This window comes from Bradyrhizobium nanningense, assembly GCF_004114535.1.
Taxonomy (GTDB): Bacteria; Pseudomonadota; Alphaproteobacteria; order Rhizobiales; family Xanthobacteraceae; genus Bradyrhizobium; species Bradyrhizobium nanningense.
Map to the genome: position 1 here is coordinate 226854 of NZ_LBJC01000002.1, position 20808 is coordinate 247661.

The window sequence follows — 20808 nt, forward strand, 5'->3', positions numbered from 1 at the left end:
GGCGAGGTGCCTTCACCTCTCCCCGCTTGCGGGGAGAGGTCGGAATTTGCGTCAGAAAATTCCGGGTGAGGGGGTACAGGTGCCTCGATAGTCGAGAGTGTGGAGAGAGCCCCTCACCCCACCCCTCTCCCCGTAAGAACAGGAGAGGGAGAGAGACTCCCTCACCTTCTCGACGCGGCGATCGGGGTCGGCTCGGCGCTCGCGAGTTCGGCGAGCTTGGCGCGCGCGGCTTCGCGGGCGCGGCCATCCTTGCCGGCGGGCAGCGCCAACGCCGCCTCGAAATCGGCGCGCGCATCGTCAGTCTGGCCACGGGCCAGGAATGCCAGGCCACGGTCGAGGCGAGCCTCGGCATCCCTGGGATCAAGGCGGATCGCCGTGTTGTAACTCAGGATGGCGCGATCGAGATCGCCGGTGGCAGCGAGCGCGAGACCGCGCTCGTGATAGGGCGCAGCGAGCTTGGGGTCCTGCGCGATCGCCTCGTCATAGTCGGCGATGGCGAGCTCGAGATCGCCGTTCTGACGGCGCGCGAGCGCGCGGTCCCGATAGAGCGCAGCGCGGTTAGGATTGAGGTGAATGGCCTCGTCGAAATCGGCGATCGCCCGCCTGAAGTCGCCATGGCGCAGCGCGATCCGTCCGCGCCCTTCGTAGGCAAAGGCGATCAGCGAGCCGCGCAGCGGCGAGAAGCCGATCACGGCCGAGCAGATGTCGGGATCGTCCTCGTCACCGCAATTGACGACCATGTGCGTGGACAGGCCAACGAGCACACACAGGACGAGCAGCAATGGCACGGCTGTTCTGGTCATCTTCGACGGCGGCCGGCATTGGGCCGGCCACGCATCCCCTTTCGAAGAAAGCATCATCCGCGCGTGGTAGCACCGGCTCTGGCGATCCTGTGTGCGCCAGCTCACAAAGCCGGTTTCAAATCCTGACGGGTTCCGTCAGCCCCAATGACCGCGGGAAGGACCGCGTGGGGACGAACGCCCCCACGGGCTGCGAGGGGGATAATTCTCGTTGGCGCCGACCGACGGCGCGCCCCGCGTGCCGAGCTCGGCCGCGAGTTGCTGGAGCGCGGCAATGCGGTTCTGGGTCGAGGGATGAGTGGCGAACAGGTTGTCGACACCATGGCCCGACAGCGGGTTGATGATGAACATGTGCGCGGTCGCGGGGTTTCGCTCGGCCTCGTAGTTCGGGACCTGGTGCGCGGCACCCTCGATCTTCACCAGCGCGGAGGCCAGCCACATCGGTTGTCCCGCGATGCGCGCACCGAGATTGTCCGCGGCGTATTCACGGGTGCGGCTGATCGCCATCTGCACCAGCATGGCGCCGAGCGGAGCGAGGATCATCATCAGGATCGAGCCGACGATGCCGAGACCATTGTTGTTGTCGCGATTGCCGCCGAAGAACATGCCGAACTGCGCCAGCATCGAGATCGCGCCTGCAATGGTCGCGGTAACAGTCATCAGCAGCGTGTCGTGGTTTTTGATATGGGCGAGCTCGTGCGCGATCACGCCGGCGAGCTCCTCGCGGCTGAGCTGGCGCATCAGGCCGGTGGTGACGGCGACCGCGGCATTTTCCGGGTTTCGTCCGGTCGCGAATGCGTTGGGCTGCGGCTCATCCATCAGGAACACGCGCGGCATCGGCAGGCCCGCACGGCCCGCGAGCTCGGCGACGAGACCGACCAGCTCCGGCGCGGTCGAACGGTCGACCTCATGGGCGCCGTACATCGAGAGCACCATGCGGTCGGAGTTCCAGTAGGTGAAGAGATTGGTCGCCGCCGCGATGATGAGCGCGATCATGGCGCCGGAGGCGCCGCCGATCAGATAGCCGACGCCCATGAACAGGGCGGTCAGGCCTGCAAGCAGCATTGCGGTACGAAGATAGTTCATGGCCGTCTCCCGGGCCGGCCGCGGCAGGCTGGAAGCGCCAGCGGGCCGGCAGACATGAGGTAGGGATGATCCCGGCCGGGGCGCAAGGTTTCAAGGTGCGTCGCGGAGCCGCGGCACTTGACCCAGCCTGAGCCCCCCGGCCACTATCGTTCATGCATTTCGAGATTCTCGGCGGAATTACCGAGGTGGAGACCTTCGCGAGCGGCTCGGGCATCCGCGAGGTCGCGCGGCTGCGACGAATTTATCGGCGGGGACGTTGGCGCAAGCGCAAGGGCGTCGCTCAAGTGATTATCCGATGGCTCTACCCATCTTGCCGAGTTACATTGGTATGAGGCCGCCGGCATCGGCCGCAAGGAATTCAAGATCAAGAACCTGTTCCGGGAATCATGATGAAATCGCGAAGCAAACAATTGGTGATCTGCGTGGACAACGAGGGCTACGAGGCCTCTCGCGAGAAGCGCAAGATCTACGTGACGCTGCGCGATCCCGTGGCAGACAAACTTGACATGCTGCGGATCATCGACGAGTCGGCGAGGATTACCTTTATCCGAAAACCTTCTTTCGCGAGATCGCCCTTCCCCTCGCTGTGAAACGCGCCGTATTGGCCGCCTAGCAGCGCCCTGCCAGCACCAGAGATGTCGATGCCGATGAACTGCTTTGGTTCTCGCCTTGCGGTCGCAATGATCGCGGTCTCGTTTGCCCTTCCCGCCTTCGCCCAGTTTGCACCGCCGCCAGCCAAGCCCGCTGCCCCCAAGGCGACGGCCCCCTCGCCCCGCGCCGCCTCATGCCACAACGGCGCGAGCTTCGATCGCTTTCTGGCCGAGGTGAAGCAACAGGCGGTCGCGGCCGGCGTATCGCAGCGGACGATCGCGGAGGCTTCGCCCTATCTCGTCTACGACCAGGGCATCGTCAACCGCGACCGCGGCCAGCGCGTGTTCGGCCAGCTCTTCACCGAATTCGCCGGCCGCATGGCCGCGCCCTATCGCATGCAGAACGGCCAGCAGCACATCAAGCAATACGCGGCCGCATTCGCGCGCGCCGAGAAGGAATATGGCGTACCGCCGGCGGTGATCGCCGCGTTCTGGGGGCTGGAGAGCGACTTCGGCGCCAACATGGGCAATCTGCCGACGCTGAGATCGCTGGTGTCACTGGCCTATGACTGCCGCCGCTCGGAGATGTTCGTGGGCGAGACCATCGCCGCGTTGAAGATCATCGACCGCGGCGATTTGCATCCCGACGAGATGATAGGCTCCTGGGCCGGCGAGCTCGGGCAGACGCAGTTCCTGCCCGTGCATTACGTCAACTACGCCGTCGACTATGACGGCGACGGACGGCGCGATCTGTTGCGTTCGGGTGCCGACGTGATCGGCTCGACCGCGAACTACATCGCCAACGGCCTGAAGTGGCGGCGCGGCGAGCCGTGGCTGGAAGAGATCAAGGTGCCGCCGAACCTGCCGTGGGAGAAGACCGATCTCACGGTGCGAGAGCCGCGCTCGACCTGGGCGCAGCTCGGCGTCACCTATCCCGACGGCCGTCCGTTGCCGAACGACAATCTGCCGGCCTCCTTGCTGCTGCCAATGGGACGCTTTGGCCCGGCCTTCATGGCGTACGCGAATTTCGCCGCCTACACCGAGTGGAATAACTCGCTGATCTATTCGACCACGGCCGGCTATCTCGCCTCGCGCATTGCAGGCGCAGCCCCCATGCGCAAGCCGGCCCAACCGGTGCCGCAGCTGCCGCTCAACGAGCTCATGGAATTGCAGCAGCTGCTGGTGCGTGCCGGCTTCAATGTCGGCAAGATCGACGGCGTGCTGGGCCAGCAGAGCCGAACTGCGGTGAAGGCGATGCAGATCAAGTTCGGCCTGCCCGCCGATTCGTGGCCGACGGCGGAGCTGCTGACGCGGATGCGCGGCGGCACGGCGCAGGCGCAGCCGGCGGGGGTGGTGCGGTAGAATTTTCGCATCGCACAAGCCGCTTTGCGCGATTGTATTTTTCCATGAGGCCCCCATGTGAGTGGCTCAGGTTTTCTCCTGAGATTTCCCATTCACAAGCGAGCCTCACATGTCCTTCTACGACGCCGTCGTCCCCGCCTATCTGCAAATGCTGAACAGCATGGTCGGGCTGCTCACCAAAGCCGAGGCGCATTGCGCGGCGAAAAAGATCGACCCGAGCGTCCTGCTCGGCTCCCGCCTCTTCCCGGACATGCTGCCGCTGTCGAAACAGATTCAGCTCGTCAGCGATTTCGCCGCCAAGGGCTGTGCGCGGCTCACCCACAGCGAGATGCCCTCGACGCCCGACACCGAAACGAGCTTTGCGGAATTGAAGCAGCGGCTGGCGAAGACCGTCGACTATGTGAAGTCGTTCAAGCCGGAGCAATTCGACGGCGCGGATTCCAAGGACGTCACCTTCCCGACTGGACCTGATAAGACCACGACTCTGAAGGGCCAGCAGTTTCTGAGCGCGTTCTCGCTGCCGAACTTCTATTTCCACTGCGCGACCGCCCACGGCATCCTGCGTCATAATGGCGTCGAAATCGGCAAGCGCGATTTCATGGGCTTGAGCTGATTTGCCAAGTCGCACGCGGCAGTCAAAATCCGCTGCCGCGACCGGAATTGCACATGAATTATGCTACGCGGTCGCCGCCGCGTAGCTCGCCTGCACTTTCCGTATGGCTCGTCCCTTGCGCCTGATGTCGCGATGCACAAGTGTTCCTGACCTTTCACCGTCTGGAACATCCGAAAATGAGCCGTTCGACCAAGTTGTTTGAGACCTACAAACTCGGCCCGATCACGCTGGCCAACCGCCTCGTCATGGCGCCGCTGACGCGCAACCGCGCCGTGCCCGGCACCTTCGTACCCGGCGCGCTCGCCGCCGACTATTACGGCCAGCGCGCCTCCGCGGGGCTTCTGATCACCGAAGCGAGCCAGGTCTCGCAGCAGGGGCAAGGCTACCAGGACACGCCCGGCATCTACAGCAAGGACCAGGTCGCCGGCTGGCGCAAGGTCACCGACCGCGTACACGAGCGCGGCGGCAAGATCTTCATCCAGCTCTGGCATGTCGGCCGCATCTCGCATGTCGATCTCCAGGCGAATGGCGCCGCCCCGGTGGCGCCGAGCGCGATCCGCGCCAAGGGCAAGACCTTCGTGAACGGCACCTTCGCCGACGTCTCCGAGCCGCGCGCGCTCGAGCTCTCCGAGATTCCAACCATCATCGACGATTTCAAGCGCGCGACGAAGAACGCGCTGGAGGCCGGATTCGACGGCGTCGAGATCCACGGCGCCAACGGCTATCTGCTCGACCAGTTCGCCAAGGACGGCGCCAACAAGCGCAACGATGCCTATGGCGGCTCGATCGAAAACCGCGCGAGGCTGATGCTCGAAGTGTCCAAGGCCGTTGCGACTGAAGCCGGCGCCGATCGCACCGGCATCCGCATCTCGCCGGTGACGCCCGCCAACGACATCTCCGACAGCAATCCGCAAGCCCTGTTCGATCACATCGTCGACGGTCTCAGCGCGCTGAAGCTCGTCTATCTCCACGTCGTCGAAGGCGCCACCGGCGGGCCGCGCGACTTCGCGCCGTTCAACTACGCATCCTTGCGCAAGCGCTTCACCGGCGCCTACATCGCCAACAACGGCTATGATTTCGATCTCGCCACCAAGGTGCTGAACGCGAACGCGGCCGATCTCATCGCCTTCGGCAAGCCGTTCATCTCCAATCCCGACCTTGTCGAGCGGCTGAAGACGGGCGCAGCGCTGAACGACTGGGACAAGAATACGTTCTATGGCGGCGGCGCGAAGGGATACACGGACTATCCGACGCTGGCGGCCGAGCCGGCGGAGTAAGCGGCGCGCTCTCCGCCGTCATTGCGAGGAGCTCTCGCGACGAAGCAATCCAGACTGCCTCCATGGAAAGACTCTGGATTGCTTCGCTGCGCTCGCAATGACGGTGTGGAGAGAGCGCACCGAATGCTCAGAACAAGAATAAAGGCCGGGATCGCTCCCGGCCTTTCGTTTTGGTGACTCTCTACGCGCTTACTTGGCTTCCGCGCGCTTCGGGGGAGTGGCCGGCCACGACTTGATCAGGGTGTCGTAATCGACCGTCTCGCCCTTCGGCTTCTCGTTGGCGAGCTTGCGCTGGGGCGCGATGGTGCCGTCCTTCTCGGCCTTCGCGAACCAGTACTCCGGCTTCTCCTTCTTGTGCAGCTTCGGGCCGCAGGCGCCCTGCACGCCGGACTTCTCCAGGCGCTCCATGACGGAATCCTGAGCGGCCGCGAGGGCATCCATCGCCTGTTGCGGCGTCTTCGCACCGGACGACGCATCGCCGATGTTCTGCCACCACAGCTGGGCGAGCTTCGGATAGTCGGGCACGTTGTTGCCGGTCGGGGTCCACTGCACGCGCGCGGGCGAGCGGTAGAACTCGATCAAGCCGCCGAGCTTCGGCGCACGCTCGGTGAAGGACTTGTCCCAGATGTCGGATTCACGGATGAAGGTGAGACCGACATGGCTCTTCTTCAAGCTCACCGACTTGGAGATGATGAACTGGAGATAGAGCCAGGCCGCCTTGCGCCGATCCGGCGGGGTCGACTTCAGCAGGGTCACGGAGCCGGCGTCCTGATAGCCGAGCTTCATGCCTTCCTTCCAGTAGGCGCCGTGCGGCGACGGAGCCATACGCCATTTCGGCGTACCGTCCGCGTTCATCACGGCGATGCCCGGCTTCACCATGTCGGCGGTGAAGGCGGTGTACCAGAACATCTGCTGGGCAATGTTGCCCTGAGCGGGCACCGGGCCTGCCTCGGAGAACGTCATGCCCTGCGCCTGCGGCGGCGCATACTTCTTCAGCCACTCGAGGTATTTGGTGATCGAATAGACCGCGGCCGGACCGTTGGTGTCACCACCACGTTCCACCGAGGAGCCGACCGGGCGGCAGCCTTCCATGCGGATGCCCCACTCGTCGACCGGCAGGCCGTTCGGAATGCCCTTGTCGCCGTTGCCGGCCATCGAGAGCCAGGCGTCGGTGAAGCGCCATCCGAGCGAGGGGTCCTTCTTGCCATAGTCCATATGGCCATAGACCTTGACGCCGTTGATCTCCTTGATGTCGTTGGTGAAGAACTCGGCGATGTCTTCATACGCCGACCAGTTCACGGGCACGCCGAGATCGTAGCCATACTTGGCCTTGAACTTGGCCTTGTAGTCGGGGTTGGTGAACCAGTCGTAGCGGAACCAGTAGAGGTTCGCGAACTGCTGGTCGGGCAGCTGGTAGAGCTTGCCGTCCGGCGCGGTCGTGAACGACTTGCCGATAAAGTCGTTGACGTCGAGCATGGGGTCGGTGACGTCCTTGCCCTCGCCGGTCATGTAGTCGGACAGAACGATGGTCTGGCCGTAGCGGAAGTGGGTGCCGATCAGGTCGGAGTCGTTGATCCAGCCGTCATAGACATTCTTGCCGGACTGCATCTGGGTCTGCAGCTTCTCGACGACGTCACCTTCCTGGATGATGTCGTGCTTGAGCTTGATGCCGGTGAGCTCGGAGAACGCCTTGGCCAGCGTCTGCGATTCATATTCGTGGGTGGTGATGGTCTCGGAGACGACGTTGATCTCCATGCCCTTGAAGGGCTCGGCCGCCTTGGCGAACCACTCCAGCTCCTTCTTCTGGTCTTCCTTCGACAGCGTCGAGGGCTGGAATTCCGCAATCCATTTCTGGATCACGGCGTCGTCGGCGGCGCGGACTGGCGCCGAGACGGCGAACGACACCGCGATGATAGCGGCGGCGCTGGACATGGTCAGAAAACTGCTCTTGGTCAATGGACCTTTCCTTCTCCTAAACTGTCGCATGTTGTTCCTCCGTTGCAGCGACAAACTTTTATACAGGCCCGGGTTGCCCCCCGGATCTGGCCGTCCCTTCGCGGGCTTCAGACCGTGCGGAAAATGAGCACGGCCGTCACCAGCGAAATTCCACTTGCGAGCCACAGGCGCGAGATTTCAACGCCGTCCTCGCCGATCGGCAGCGTTGCGATCGCATCGGTGCCGAAGAAGCCGATCCAGAGAAGGTGGATGACGGCCGCTGATATCAGCGAAATGAACAGGCGATCGCCGCGCGTGGTCGGGATGCGCAACACGCCGACGCGCTCGGCTTCGGGATAGACCGCCGCGAGCCACGTCATCACGGCAAGCGTGCAGGCAAGCGCAGCGAAGAAGATCGCCGTCGGCAGTGTCCAGGCCATCCATGCGATGGATTCCATTGATGCCTCCTTACACGCGACCGAGCGCAAAACCGCTCGCGATGTAGTTGCGGACGAACCAGATCACGAGCGCGCCGGGGATGATGGTGAGCACGCCGGCTGCTGCCAGGAGACCCCAGTCCATGCCCGATGCCGACACCGTGCGCGTCATGATCGCCGCGATCGGCTTGGCCGACACCGAGGTCAAGGTGCGCGCGAGCAAGAGCTCGACCCAGGAGAACATGAAGCAGAAGAAGGCGGCGACGCCGATGCCGCTCGCGATCAACGGCACCAGGATCTTGATGAAGAAGCGCGGGAAGGAATAGCCGTCCAGGAATGCCGTTTCATCGATCTCGCGCGGCACGCCGGAAACAAAACCTTCGAGGATCCACACCGCCAGCGGCACGTTGAAGATGCAATGCGCGAGCGCCACCGCCCACGGCGTATCGAACAGGCCGATCGCCGAATAGAGATTGAAGAACGGAAGCGCATAGACCGCGGCCGGCGCCATGCGATTCGACAACAGCCAGAAGAACAGGTGCTTGTCGCCGAGGAAGCGGTAGCGCGAGAATGCATAAGCCGCCGGCAGCGCCACCGAGATCGAGATGATGGTGTTGAGCACGACGTATTCCAGCGAGTGGATGTAACCGGAATACCAGCTCTCGTCGGTGAAGATGCGCTTGTAGTGCTGCAGCGTCGGCGTGTGCGGCCACAGCGTCATCGTCGAGACGATCTCGCTGTTGGTCTTGAAGCTCATGTTGACGAGCCAGTAGATCGGCAGCAGCAGGAAGATCAGGAACAGCCCCATGATGAGGCGGCGGCCGGGGATCGAATGCATCAGGCCACTCCTTCCTTTGGCTTGAGCGCGGGCACGGGCTTAATCGCGGTCGCAGGCTTCGGCTCCGCCGCCGGCTCACTTTCCGCCTGAACCTTCCGTTCGACGCCCGCGTTGGTCATGACGGTGTAGAAGATCCAGCAGACGATCAGGATGATCAGGTTGTAGACCAGCGAGAGCGCCGCGGCCTTGCCGAGGTCGAACTGGCCGAGCGCGATCTTGACGAGCTCGATCGACACGAAGGTCGTGGAATTGCCGGGTCCGCCGCCGGTGACGACGAACGGCTCGGTGTAGATCATGAAGCTGTCCATGAAGCGCAGCAGCACCGCAATCAGCAGCACGCGGTTCATCTTCGGCAGCTGAATCGCCTTGAACACGGCCCAGCGCGAGGCGCCGTCGATCTGCGCGGCCTGGTAATAGGCTTCGGGGATCGACTTCAGGCCGGCGTAGCAGAGCAGCGCGACGAGGCTGGTCCAGTGCCAGACGTCCATCACGATGACGGTGACCCAGGCGTCGATGTCGTTGGAGACGTAATTGTAATCGAAGCCCGCGGCGTTGAGGACATAGCCGAGCAGCCCGATGTCGGGACGCCCGAAGATCTGCCAGATCGTGCCGACCACGTTCCACGGAATCAATAGCGGCAGCGCGAGGATGACGAGGCAGGCCGCCACCGTCCAGCCCTGGCGCGGCATCGACAAAGCGACGACGATGCCGAGCGGCACCTCGATGGCGAGGATCACCAGCGAGAAGAACAGGTTGCGGCCGAGCGAGGCGAGGAAACGGCCGCCGAGATCGGTCGAGGGATCGAGCAATTCCTTGAACCAGCCGACGCCGTTCCAGAAGAACTGGTTGTTGCCGAAGGTGTCCTGCATCGAATAGTTCACCACCGTCATCAGCGGCAGCACGGCCGAGAAGGCGACCACCAGGAACACCGGCAGCACCAGGAACCAGGCTTTTTGGTTGACGGTCTTGTCCATCAGGCGGCTCCCTCCACCAGAAGGCTGTCGGCATAGACGTGGACGTGCGACGGATCGAACTTCAGTCCGGCCATGCCGTCCGCACTCGTGAAGCCGGCCGGCGCGCGGGCCGCGAGCTTGGCGTCGCCGAAGCGCGCGCGTGCGAAACGGATGCGGCCGAGATCGTCGAGACGCTCGATCTTCGCCGTGAGCAGACCGGGCGCGGGCGCGACGACCTCGACGAATTCCGGCCGCACGCCGATCTCGATCTTCGCGGCGGCAGACAGATTGTCGTAAGCGCGGTTGAGCGCGATGACGTGGCCGCCGACCCTGGCCTCGCGCCCCCTCACCTCGGCCGGCAGGATATTCATGCCGGGCGAACCGATGAAATAGCCGACGAAGGTGTGCGCCGGCTTGTCGAACAGCTCGGCCGGGGTGCCACTCTGCACCACACGGCCGTCGTGCATGACGACGACGGTGTCGGCGAAGGTCAGCGCCTCGGTCTGGTCGTGGGTGACGTAGATCATCGTGAGGTCGAGCTCGCGATGCAACGCCTTCAGCTTGGAGCGCAGCTGCCATTTCAGCTCGGGGTCGATCACCGTCAGCGGCTCGTCGAACAGCACCGCGGCGACGTCGGAACGGACGAGGCCACGGCCGAGCGAAATCTTCTGCTTGGCGTCGGCGGTCAGCCGCGTCGCTTTGCGATTCAGATAGGGCTCGAGATCGAGCAGACGGCCGATCTCGGCGACGCGCTTGTCGATCTCGGCCTTCGGCACGCCGCGGTTCTTCAGAGGAAACGCCAGATTCTGCCCCACCGTCATGGTGTCGTAGATCACCGGAAACTGGAACACCTGGGCGATGTTGCGCTTCTGGGTTGACAGGGGTGTGATGTCCACCTCGTCGAACAGGATTTTCCCGCGCGACGGCGTGATGATGCCGGAGATGACGTTGAGCAGCGTGGTCTTGCCGCAGCCGGATGGCCCAAGCAGCGCATAGGCGCCGCCCTGCCGCCAGGTCATGGTCACCGGCTTCAGCGCAAAGCTCTCCTGCGGCGCGTCATTGCCGCCGTAGGAGTGCGCGAGATCGACGAGGTCAATGCGGGCCATGGCGCATCTCCTCAGGAGTTCGGTGCTGCGACGAGGCGGTCAGCCGCGTCGAACACGAAGACGTCGTTGGGATCGAGCACGGCATCGAGCGTCTGGCCCGGCTCGAACTCGTGTACGCCATGCAGCACCGCCACCCAGTTCGATCCGTCGCGGGTCAGATGCACGAAACTCTCCGAACCGGTGATCTCGGTCACCGTGACAATGGCGTGGAACGCATGGCGGTCGGCCTCGCCATTGGCGAGCGCGAGCTGATGCGCGCGGAAGCCGACGCGATAGGCCCCGTCGGCAAGGCCTGAATAGAGACCGGAGGCCGGCGAAGCGGTGCCGCCGGCATATTGCACCGAGCCGTTCTTCTTCTCGATGCCGACGAGATTGAGCGGCGGATCCGAGAACACCTGGGCGACGCGAAGCGTCTGCGGGCGGCGATAGACGTTGGTGGTCTCGCCCATCTGAAGCGCCTGGCCTTCCCACATGCAGACCGTGTTGCCGCCGAGCAGCAGCGCTTCGGTCGGCTCGGTGGTGGCATAGACGAAGATCGCGCCCGAGGCCTCGAAGATGCGCGGCAGCTCGGCGCGCAGCTCCTCGCGGAGCTTGTAGTCGAGATTGGCGAGCGGCTCGTCGAGCAGCACGAGATCGGCGCCCTTGACCAGCGCCCGCGCGATCGCGGTGCGCTGCTGCTGGCCCCCGGAGAGCTGCAGCGGCGTGCGCTTCAGGAACGGCTCGAGCCGCAGCAGCTTTGCGGCCTCCGCCACCCGCGCCTCGATCTCGTCGCGCGGCTTGCCCTGCACACGCAGGGGCGAAGCGATGTTCTCGTAAACGGTGAGCGAGGGGTAGTTGATGAACTGCTGGTAGACCATCGCGACCGAACGCTGGCGCACGTCGGCGCCGGTGACGTCCTTGCCGTTCACCACGACCTTGCCACTGGTCGGCTTGTCGAGACCGGCGAGCAGCCGCATGATCGAGGTCTTGCCCGACAGCGTCGGCCCGAGCAGCACGTTCAGCGTGCCGCTCTCGAGCGTCAGCGAGACGTCGCGGATGTGCGGGATCCCATCGACGGTCCGGGTCACATGATCAAGTGTCACAGTCATGAGCGTCCTCCCGCTTCCAGCAGGGGACTTTGCGACACAGCGCGGGTCCTGATCCAGTCGTCAAGCACGGCGATCTCGTCGGCAGTTAGTCGCAGGCCGAGCTTGGAGCGGCGCCAGACCACGTCTTCGGCGGTGACGGCCCATTCATTGGCGATGAGGTAGCGGACCTCGCGCTCGGTGAGCGTCGCGCCAAAGGACTGGCCGAGATCGGCGGCCGCCTTGGCATCGCCGAGCAGCTTGATCGCCCTCGTCCCATAGGCGCGCGCGAGGCGCCGCGCATGCTCGTGGCTGAGGAAAGGATAGCCACGCTGGAGCTCGGCAATCAGCCCGTCGATGTCGGACACGTTCATGTCGCCGCCGGGCAGCGGCCATTTGCCGGTCCAGCCCTCGCGCGCCTTCGCGCTCCGCAAGTAGGGCGCGAGCCGCTCCAGCGCCTCTTCGGCAAGGCGGCGATAGGTCGTGATCTTGCCGCCATAGATCGACAGCAGCGGCGCCCCGCCGGGCGTGTCGAGCTCGAACACGTAATCGCGGGTGGCGGCCTTGGCTTCGCTGGCGCCGTCGTCATAGAGCGGGCGCACGCCGGAATAGGTCCAGACCACCTCGTCCGGCGTCACCGGCTTGGCCAGATATTCGCTCGCCGCCGTGCAGAGATACTGGATTTCCTCGGGCGTCGCCTTCACCTTGGCGGGATCGCCGTCATAGTCGCGGTCCGTGGTGCCGATCAGCGTGAAATCGTCCTGGTACGGGATCACGAAAATGATGCGGCCGTCGGCATTCTGGAACATGTACGCGCGATCGTGGTCGTAGAGCTTTCTGACCACGATGTGCGAGCCTTGCACCAGCCGCACCTTGGCCTTCGCGTTGACGCCGGCGCCGCGGCCGAGCACGTCCTCGACCCAGGGGCCGCCGGCATTGACCAGCGCCTTCGCCTGGATCTGCGAGCGCTCGCCGGTCAGCGTGTTGACCATGCCGACGGTCCAGAGGCCATTGGCCTGGCGGATCTCGGTGGCGCGGGTGCGGGTGCGAATCTCGGCGCCCTTGTCGGCGGCATCGCGCGCGTTGAGCACGACGAGGCGGGCGTCGTCGACGAAGCAATCCGAATATTCGAAGGCGCGGCTGTAGCGATTCGGGATCAGCGGCTTGCCGACCTCGTCACGCCTAAGATCAACCGAGCGGGTCGCCGGCAGCAGGTGCCGGCCGCCGATGTGGTCATAGAGGAAAAGGCCGAGACGCAGCAGCCAGGCCGGGCGCAAGCCGGCATGATGCGGCAGAACGAAACGCAAGGGGCGGATGATGTGGGGGGCGATTCCCCAGAGGATCTCGCGCTCGATCAGCGCCTCGCGGACCAGGCGAAACTCGTAATATTCGAGATAGCGCAGGCCGCCATGCACCAGCTTGGTCGACCAAGACGATGTCCCGCTCGCCAGATCGTTCATTTCGCACAGGAAAACGGTATTGCCGCGGCCCACCGCGTCACGCGCGATGCCGCAGCCGTTCACACCGCCTCCAATAATGGCGAGGTCGAAAATACGCTCCAACAGACGCATCCCCCGAACGCCGCCCGTTCCTTCGGACGACTACTTTCGCTTTTGATTAGATCACACCGAAAAACGAAAGCAAGATGAAAGAGAGGCGAAAGGAAGCGAAAGCGGAACTTTTTCGGGGGCAAAGGGGGCGCGAAAACGAGCAGCTGGACGGCAGTCCCGGAGACACCCGTCACTTGAATAGCCAACCCGGCGGCAATATAGTCATATTAGTCATTTTGGTTCTTCGCTCATGACCGATCACAATACTGCTTCCGATACTCTTCCCACGGAGGACACCTGGACGTTGGCGAACGCCAAGGCGCGGCTGTCCGAGGTGATTGATCGCGCTCAAGCCGGCCCGCAGGTCATCACCCGACACGGCAAACCCAATGCGGTCGTTGTTTCCGCCGAGGAATGGGCGCGCAAGACCGCACGCAAGGGCACGCTGGCCGAATTCCTGCTGGCCTCGCCGCTGCGCGGCGCTGAGCTCGAGCTTGAACGAGTGCACGACGCGCCACGCGACGAACTACCGTGAACCTGCTGCTCGATACCAACGTGCTGTCGGAGGTCCGGCGGCCGACGCCCTCCCCGCGAGTTTTGGCGTGGCTTGATACGATCGACGAAGATCGTGCATTCATCAGCGTTGCCTCGATCGCGGAGCTTCGCCGCGGCATCGCATTGCTGGAAGATGGCCGTCGGCGCACGGCGCTGGCTGCTTGGCTTGCCCATGATCTCCCGACACGGTTCGCCGAACGCGTCCTGCCGATCGACCAGGCGGTGGCCGAGCGCTGGGGCGACCTGATGGCGCAGAGCCGCAGAAGTGGCGTCGCATTGTCTGTGATGGATGGCTTCTTTGCGGCGACCGCGCTCGTCAACAACCTCACCCTCGTCACGCGCAACGTGAAGGATTTTGCGGCGTTCGGCGTCCCGCTGCTCAATCCATGGGACGACGTATAAGCTCTACCTCAGCCGCACCACCGGCGCGGCTTCCGGTGCCGCATCCTGGGCGTCGGCCGGCGCATCGTCGATGTCCGCCCCCTTCGGCATCGCCGCCATCACCTCGATGCCCTTGCTGTGGCAGATGGTGGCGAGACGCTCGGGAAGCTCCTGGTCGGTGACGAAGGTCTGGATCTGCGTGATATGGGCGATGCGCACCGGCGCGCTGCGACGGAGCTTGGTGGAATCGGCAACAAGCATGACGCTGCGGGCATTGGCGATGATGGCCTGAGCGACCTGCACCTCGCGATAGTCGAAGTCGAGCAGCGCGCCCTCTTCGTCGATCGCGGATGCGCCGATGATGGCATAGTCGACCTTGAACTGGCCGATCAGCTGCGTCGCAGTGGAGCCGACGACCGCGCCGTCGGCGCGCCGTACCGTACCGCCGGCGACCACGACCTCGATACGGGGATGGCGGTAGAGCAGCATCGCGACGTTGAGATTGTTGGTGATGACGAGGAGATCCTCGTGCGAGGTCAACGCGCTCGCGACCTCCTCCGTCGTGGTGCCGATGTTGATGAAGAGCGAGCAGCCGTTCGGGATCAGCGAGGCGGCGGCGGCTCCAATCGCCTTCTTCTCGTCGGCGGCGACGAAGCGACGCGCCTCATAGGCGAGGTTCTCGACGCCGGAGGCGATGATGGCGCCGCCGTGAATGCGGGTCAGCGATCTCCGCTCGCAGAGATCGTTGAGATCTTTCCGGATGGTCTGCGCCGAGACCTCGAAGCGGCGCGCGAGCTCCTCGACCATGACGCGGCCCGAGGCGCGCGCGATGTTGAGGATTTCGGCTTGGCGATGGGTCAGTCCGGTCACGGCAAGGGCCTCAAATCAGGAAGCTGCATGGTGCGGCGGTTCGCAGCTGCGGTCAATGCACGCCTCGATCACGGTTAACGGATAAGGCGGCCTCACCATGCCATCGCGGCGGCAAGGCGCACGAGCAGGTCCGGATCGTCGAAGGCGCTTGCAGAGGCAACGGCGCCGGCACCGACAAGATCGTCATGGCTGAGGCTCGTCCGGATTCCGATCGTCGGAATGCCGGCGGCGGCCGCCGATTGCACGCCGGAGCGGGAATCCTCGAACGCAACCGAGGCCGCAGCACTGCCTCCGACGAAACGCAGCCCCTCCTGATAGGGCAGCGGATGCGGCTTGCCGTGCGGCAGTTCGTCGCCGATCACGATCGCCTTGAACCGCTCGGTGATGCCGAGGCCCGAGAGCAGCAGTTCGGCGTTGAGACGCGGCGCATTGGTCACGGCGACCATGGGAACGCCGGCCGCGTCGGCGCGGTCGAGCAATGCCAGCAACCCGGCCAACGGTTCGATCTGCCCGGCCACGAGCGTACGGAAGATCGCTTCCTTCTCGGCGAGGATCGCGGCGCGCCGCTCCGGCGTTTCGTCGGGCAGAAAGCGCTCGCCAATCGATACGTTGGCGAAGCCTTGCAGCTCCCTGGAGAAGCGGGCGTGATCGAATACGTGGCCCCGGGGCCCGAGCACCTGGTTGAAGGCCTTGAGATGCAGCGGGTCGGTGTTGGCGAGCGTGCCGTCGATGTCGAACAACAATGCCCTGCCGATTGCCTCGATCATTTCCCTACTTTCCCAAATCCGCGACGCATCGATGCGGAAGACGTATCAATACGGCCTCGCACGCGCAATGACGCATCCACATGACGACAATGCACCACTCGACAAAGTCGCGCGCGGCTGCAACACTCCTCGCAAGATCAAAAAGGAGGAAACGATGATCAACCGACGCGACCTGGCTCTTTCGACTCTCGCCGTCTCCGCGCTTGCGCTCACGGCACCGGCGTTCGCCGCCTCGGCGGACGAAGAGGCGGTGGCGAAAAAGGTCGAAGCCTTCCGCCTCGCCCAGATCGCGGCTGACCCGAAGGCGCTCGGCGCGCTATGCTGGGACGATCTCAGCTACAGCCATTCCAGCGGCAAGGTCGAGGACAAGGCGACCTTCGTCGCCAACGCCACCGACGGCAAATCGAAATTCCTCTCGATCGAGTACAAGGACCCGACCATCAAGGTCGTCGGCCCCGCAGCAATCGTACGCTTCCACTGGATCGCCGAACAGGAGATGGCGGCCGATGGGAAAAAAGTGCCGACTAATCTTCACATCCTGATGAACTGGCAGAAGCAAGGCGACGAGTGGAAGCTGCTGTCGCGCGCCGCGACGAAGTTGTGACCAATGTCATTCCGGGATGCGCCGAAAGGCGCGCCCGGAATGACATTGGTCGGCAATTTCTGCAGCATGATAGATTCCGGATTCGCGCTTCGCGCGCTCCGGATCGACCGGCAGGCGCTTACGCCGCCTCCTTCACATCGCCATTCGCGAGCTTGCGCGCGGCGCGCTCGGCTTCGCGGGCGTTGCGGAAGAGCTGGCCTTCGAGACGGTTGAAGCGAGGGGACGAGGCAAAGAAGCAATAGCCTCCGGAAGAACGAACGACGATACCCGCGGTCTGCGAATCGACTTCGATGATGTAGCTGTCCGGCATGGTCCGTGGATTCCTCAGTGCGGGCAAATAACGGTGCTCCTGCCCAAAGGTTCCAGGCATTTGAGGCCGTTTCCACCCCGAATCGACACGCAACTGAGTACGCCGAGACCTCATCCGTTTTATGACTGGTTCTTGGCGAAGCCGCGACGCGGGAACGCGTCATCTGTCATCATCCGCGAAGCGGACGATCCAATACGCGGCAGCGGCAAGATGTTACACGACCGCTACTGGAATACTGGATTGCCTGCCTTCGCAGGCAATGACGGTTACACATATAATCAGGCGCGTCGTTACGTCGCGATGACAGGATCGGTCGATCGAACCGCTTGCGGGCGACCGTGTTCGTCGATCGAGACGTAGGTGAAATTGCCGTCGGTGACGAGAAACGGATGCTCCTCGCCGCGACGCAGCGCCCACGCTTCCAGATGCACGGTGAGCGAGGTGCGGCCCACGCGCACGAGATTGGCATAGACCGACACGAGATCGCCGACATAGACCGCTTTGCGAAAATTCATCGCCTCGATCGCGACCGTCACGGTCCGCGACTTCGCGGCCTTCGAGGCAAACACGCCGCCGCCGACATCCATCTGGCTCAGCAGCCAGCCGCCGAAGATATCGCCATTCGCATTGGTGTCGGCGGGCATCGCCAACGTACGGATGCAGAGATCGCCGCTCGGCCCAGTGCCGGAGCTGATAGGGGCGTGGACGTGCGTGTCGGTCATATGGCAAATCTCCCGCGGCTCTCGCCTCTCGATACAGAGCCGCGACGCCTCGCGCAACATCGACACGCGACAAGCTTGCGCTATCCAATCGGCCGCGGCGCCCCGACCAAGATGCCGGTATCGTTCAGTTTGCGTTGCCACTCCGCATCGTCGGCCCGCGGCGCGCGTCCGGTCGTTGCCGTTACCAGCCGTTCCAGCCTGCTCCAAAGCCGGAGACGGTCGCATGGATAATTGGCCCATCCATTGATGACGCAATAGCGGATGGTGTGGTCACGGTGATGACGCCAATGATGCTCGGGTGAGCAGACCAGATGCAGCCGCTGCGCCATGCGCAGGAGCGGCGGGCGGACCGGCCGGTGCGCCAGATTGTGAAAGCTCATGCCAAACAGCATGCAGGTCGCGATCACGAACCAGACGATCATCAGCGCATAAGTGAGCGCGGAAAGCGGAAACAACGCCGTAACGGCCGCCGCAATTCCGACCATGACGGCGCTCGGTGCCGCACCGAGCGACGCCTGGTCGAGGAAGTCGTAGAGCAGGACGTGGCTAGGATGGGTGTGATGCTCTCGCGTGATCGCGATGCCGCGGCCGAGCATCTCCTCGTCGAGCCAGGTGTCGACCACCCAATGCACCAACCCCGAAAAGAGGTCAGCGAGGAAATACCCGGCCAGAAGCGGCACGATCAGCCACGGCCAGCGCAATCCACCCGCGGAATAACGCCCGACGAGATAACCTGCGCAGCACAGGATCACGACGACATTGGCCCCGCAGCACAGTCGCGTGATGATGATCTCGCGCAGGGTCGCATGCTTGAAGAACGGGATTGTCGACATCGGCGATACTCCCTGCGGGCTCCACCACCCATGATAGCATCTTTCGCCGACGGCTCCCTATTGCAAACTGTCCCAGCCCGCATCCGGCGCGAAACGTCCGCCGAACCTCTCGGCGAGCCCGCGCAAGGTGGACACGACATTCTCCACGCCGCGCGTACGCGCATAGTTCAGCGGACCGCCGCGGAACGGCGCATAACCCGTGCCGAAGATCATGGCGCCATCGACCGTATCAGGATCGTCGACGATGCCTTCGCGAAGCGCCGCAACGCAGACATTGGACATCGGCAGCACCAGGCGGTCGATCAACTGGTCGGTGACGCGCGGGCCGGTCTCCGGCAGCGGCATCTTCTCCGCCTTGCCGTCCTTCCAGGTGTAAAAGCCCTTGCCGGTCTTGCGGCCGAGCTCGCCCTTGGCGACCTTGTCGCGCAACCAGGCCGGCGTCGGCGGCAGGAGATCGCCGAACTTGGTGCGCAGCATGTCGCCGACGTCGAGGCAGATGTCGAGCCCGACCTGATCGGCGAGCTCGATCGGCCCCATCGGCATGCCGAACTGCTTGGCCGCAGCGTCGATAAGGCGCTGGTCGATCTTCTCATCCAACATCACCATGGCTTCCAGCATGTAGGGCGTCAGCGCGCGGTTGACGAGGAAGCCGGGCGAGCTCTTCACAGGCAACGGCAGGCGGTCAATCGCACCGACGAAGGCGAGCGCTTGCTTCAGCACCTGTTGGTCGTTGCCGTCGTGACTGACGACTTCGACCAATTGCAGCCGCGATACCGGATTGAAGAAATGCAGGCCGACCAGCCGCTCCGGCCGCGCCAGCGTCGTTCGCAGATCCTGAAGCGGGATGCTGGACGTGTTGGTCGCCAGGATCGCCCCCGGCTTCATCCGCGGCTCGAGCCCGGCATAGACTTTCTGCTTGAGCTCGAGCTTTTCCGGCACCGCCTCGATGATGAGATCGGCATTGCGGACGCCCTCCCCGTCCATGTCGGGGACGAGACGGTCGAGTGCGTCGCGCACCTCGGTCGGCTTGCGGATGATCTTGCCATAGAGCTCGGCGGCGCGCTTCACCGCGCCCGCGATCGGCTCGGCCTTCATGTCGGCGAGCGAGACACGCAGCCCCTGCCCCGCACACCAGGCTGCGATATCGCCGCCCATGGCGCCGGCGCCGATGACATGGACGTGCTTGATCGCGTTGCCGGAGCCTGCCGCCTTCTTCATCTGCTCGCGCAGGAAGAACACGCGGATCAGATTCTGGGCGGTCGGCGTCACCATCAGCCTGGCGAAGGAAGCCTGCTCGGCGTTCAGCATCGCGGCCTTGCTGGCGCCATGGGTTTCCCAGAGGTCAATCAGCGCATAAGGCGCGGGATAATGCTCGCGGGACGCAGCCTTGGCCGCCTCCGAGCGCATGCGTTTTGCCAGGAGCCCGCGCACGGGGCCGAAATTGGCTGCGCGCGTCAGGAAACCCGGGCGCGCCCGCTTCAGGCGGCCGAACAGCGCATCCTTCACCGCGTCCCGAACGTGCCGCTCCTGCGTCACGGTATCGACGAGGCCGATCGACTTGGCGCGGCGCGCATCGATGGTGCGGCCGGTCAGCATCAAGGCCATCGACTGGGTCGGGTTGACCAGCGCGGTGAACCGCGCGGTACCGCCGAGGCCGGGATGCAGACCGAGCATCACCTCCGGGAAGCCGAAGCGCGCGCCGTCGATCGCGATGCGCGATTGGCAGGCCAGCGCAACCTCGAGCCCACCGCCGAGGCAGAAGCCGTGGATCACCGCGACCGTCGGCAGCTTCAACGCTTCCAGATGGTCGATCACGGCGTGCGCGGCGCGGATACGGGTCTCGACCATGTCCGGATCGGACGCGCCACGGAATTCGTTGACGTCGGCACCCGCGATGAAGCCCGACGGCTTTGCGGAGCGGATCACGAGGCCGGCCGGACGCTCGGTCTCGATCGCCGCGAGCACGGCGTCGAACTCCTCCATCACGTCGGAGGACAGCGTGTTGGCGCTTGCGTCAGTGCGGTCGAACAGCAGCCAGGCAACGCCATCGGCATCGCGCGTCAGCTTGAAGTGCTTGTACGGACTGTCCGTCGCGGGCTTGGGCCCGAGTTCAAGGACGCGGTCGCCAAGCGCGGTCATGATCTTGGAATCCATG

21 protein-coding genes and 1 pseudogene are annotated in these 20808 nt (G+C 64.2%); 7 read left to right on the top strand and 15 right to left on the bottom strand.

All coding sequences use genetic code 11. From position 1 onward, the window contains the following. Nucleotides 1–161: 161 nt before the first annotated feature. Entirely contained in the window at nt 162–803 is a 642-nt protein-coding gene (locus XH84_RS01065; protein WP_181769489.1) for a tetratricopeptide repeat protein, read from the bottom strand. A gap of 135 nt (nt 804–938) precedes the next feature. After that, nucleotides 939–1886 carry a zinc metalloprotease HtpX gene (htpX, locus tag XH84_RS01070; protein ID WP_128916598.1) on the bottom strand — a complete coding sequence of 316 codons (948 nt, stop codon included), beginning with the start codon at nt 1884–1886 and terminating at the stop codon, nt 939–941. Nucleotides 1887–2275: 389 nt separating this feature from the next. On the opposite strand from htpX, the gene XH84_RS01080 reads away from it, so the two are divergent. From XH84_RS01080 to XH84_RS01095, 4 genes are all read left to right on the top strand, one after another. Continuing rightward, complete coding sequence (locus XH84_RS01080; protein WP_208757032.1) at nt 2276–2476, top strand: hypothetical protein; 201 nt, start codon at nt 2276–2278, stop codon at nt 2474–2476. Nucleotides 2477–2533: 57 nt separating this feature from the next. After that, nucleotides 2534–3838: a lytic murein transglycosylase gene (locus XH84_RS01085; protein ID WP_430641865.1), complete on the top strand. Its 1305-nt coding sequence runs from the start codon at nt 2534–2536 to the stop codon at nt 3836–3838. A 109-nt stretch (nt 3839–3947) separates the two neighbouring features. Next, the gene (locus tag XH84_RS01090; protein ID WP_128916596.1) at nt 3948–4451 is read left to right on the top strand and encodes a DUF1993 domain-containing protein; all 504 of its coding nucleotides are present in this window, start codon (nt 3948–3950) and stop codon (nt 4449–4451) included. A gap of 176 nt (nt 4452–4627) precedes the next feature. Further along, nucleotides 4628–5728, top strand: a complete 1101-nt coding sequence (locus XH84_RS01095) for an alkene reductase (RefSeq protein WP_128916595.1) — start codon at nt 4628–4630, stop codon at nt 5726–5728. A gap of 189 nt (nt 5729–5917) precedes the next feature. On the opposite strand, the gene XH84_RS01100 is transcribed toward XH84_RS01095, so the two are convergent. From XH84_RS01100 to glpD, 7 genes are all read right to left on the bottom strand, one after another. Beyond that, nucleotides 5918–7660: an ABC transporter substrate-binding protein gene (locus tag XH84_RS01100; RefSeq protein WP_164935934.1), complete on the bottom strand. Its 1743-nt coding sequence runs from the start codon at nt 7658–7660 to the stop codon at nt 5918–5920. A gap of 131 nt (nt 7661–7791) precedes the next feature. After that, complete coding sequence (locus tag XH84_RS01105) at nt 7792–8121, bottom strand: DUF2160 domain-containing protein (RefSeq protein ID WP_128916593.1); 330 nt, start codon at nt 8119–8121, stop codon at nt 7792–7794. Nucleotides 8122–8131: 10 nt separating this feature from the next. Then, on the bottom strand, nt 8132–8938 hold the full coding sequence (locus tag XH84_RS01110) for a carbohydrate ABC transporter permease (protein WP_128916592.1): 807 nt from the start codon (nt 8936–8938) through the stop codon (nt 8132–8134). After that, nucleotides 8938–9912 carry a carbohydrate ABC transporter permease gene (locus XH84_RS01115; RefSeq protein WP_128916591.1) on the bottom strand — a complete coding sequence of 325 codons (975 nt, stop codon included), beginning with the start codon at nt 9910–9912 and terminating at the stop codon, nt 8938–8940. The genes XH84_RS01110 and XH84_RS01115 overlap by 1 nt, the downstream gene beginning before the upstream one ends. After that, nucleotides 9912–10997 carry an ABC transporter ATP-binding protein gene (locus tag XH84_RS01120; RefSeq protein ID WP_128916590.1) on the bottom strand — a complete coding sequence of 362 codons (1086 nt, stop codon included), beginning with the start codon at nt 10995–10997 and terminating at the stop codon, nt 9912–9914. Before XH84_RS01120 ends, XH84_RS01115 begins: the two co-directional genes overlap by 1 nt. Before the next feature lie 11 nt (nt 10998–11008). Next, a complete protein-coding gene (locus XH84_RS01125) occupies nt 11009–12085 on the bottom strand; it encodes an ABC transporter ATP-binding protein (RefSeq protein WP_128916589.1) in 1077 nt (358 codons plus the stop codon). Continuing rightward, nucleotides 12082–13632, bottom strand: a complete 1551-nt coding sequence (gene glpD / locus XH84_RS01130) for a glycerol-3-phosphate dehydrogenase (protein ID WP_128916588.1) — start codon at nt 13630–13632, stop codon at nt 12082–12084. The genes XH84_RS01125 and glpD overlap by 4 nt, the downstream gene beginning before the upstream one ends. 229 nt (nt 13633–13861) lie before the next feature. Between glpD and XH84_RS01135 the strand changes: the two genes are divergently transcribed. Together XH84_RS01135 and XH84_RS01140 are read left to right on the top strand one after the other, a co-directional pair. Then, nucleotides 13862–14146: a type II toxin-antitoxin system Phd/YefM family antitoxin gene (locus XH84_RS01135; RefSeq protein ID WP_128916587.1), complete on the top strand. Its 285-nt coding sequence runs from the start codon at nt 13862–13864 to the stop codon at nt 14144–14146. Continuing rightward, complete coding sequence (locus XH84_RS01140; protein ID WP_128916586.1) at nt 14143–14568, top strand: type II toxin-antitoxin system VapC family toxin; 426 nt, start codon at nt 14143–14145, stop codon at nt 14566–14568. Before XH84_RS01135 ends, XH84_RS01140 begins: the two co-directional genes overlap by 4 nt. A 3-nt stretch (nt 14569–14571) precedes the next feature. Here XH84_RS01140 and XH84_RS01145 read toward each other — a convergent pair whose 3' ends face one another. Then, nucleotides 14572–15417, bottom strand: coding sequence for a DeoR/GlpR family DNA-binding transcription regulator (locus XH84_RS01145; protein ID WP_128916585.1), 846 nt, complete (start codon nt 15415–15417; stop codon nt 14572–14574). Between the two features lie 92 nt (nt 15418–15509). Next, on the bottom strand, nt 15510–16184 hold the full coding sequence (locus tag XH84_RS01150) for an HAD family hydrolase (RefSeq protein ID WP_128916584.1): 675 nt from the start codon (nt 16182–16184) through the stop codon (nt 15510–15512). Between the two features lie 154 nt (nt 16185–16338). Here XH84_RS01150 and XH84_RS01155 point away from each other — a divergent pair, with 154 nt between their 5' ends. Beyond that, entirely contained in the window at nt 16339–16788 is a 450-nt protein-coding gene (locus XH84_RS01155; protein ID WP_128916583.1) for a nuclear transport factor 2 family protein, read from the top strand. 118 nt (nt 16789–16906) lie between these two features. Here XH84_RS01155 and XH84_RS01160 read toward each other — a convergent pair whose 3' ends face one another. The 4 genes and pseudogenes from XH84_RS01160 to XH84_RS01175 form a co-directional block, all read right to left on the bottom strand. Next, on the bottom strand, nt 16907–17098 hold the full coding sequence (locus XH84_RS01160; protein ID WP_128916582.1) for a hypothetical protein: 192 nt from the start codon (nt 17096–17098) through the stop codon (nt 16907–16909). 290 nt (nt 17099–17388) lie between these two features. Further along, nucleotides 17389–17820 (bottom strand): acyl-CoA thioesterase, encoded by a 432-nt coding sequence (locus XH84_RS01165; RefSeq protein ID WP_128916581.1) that lies wholly within the window; start codon nt 17818–17820, stop codon nt 17389–17391. Nucleotides 17821–18029: 209 nt separating this feature from the next. Further along, nucleotides 18030–18653, bottom strand: a pseudogene (locus XH84_RS01170) (fatty acid desaturase CarF family protein); the annotation flags it as partial. 57 nt (nt 18654–18710) lie between these two features. Continuing rightward, the gene (locus tag XH84_RS01175; RefSeq protein WP_164935883.1) at nt 18711–20807 is read right to left on the bottom strand and encodes a 3-hydroxyacyl-CoA dehydrogenase NAD-binding domain-containing protein; all 2097 of its coding nucleotides are present in this window, start codon (nt 20805–20807) and stop codon (nt 18711–18713) included. Nucleotide 20808 lies beyond the last annotated feature (1 nt).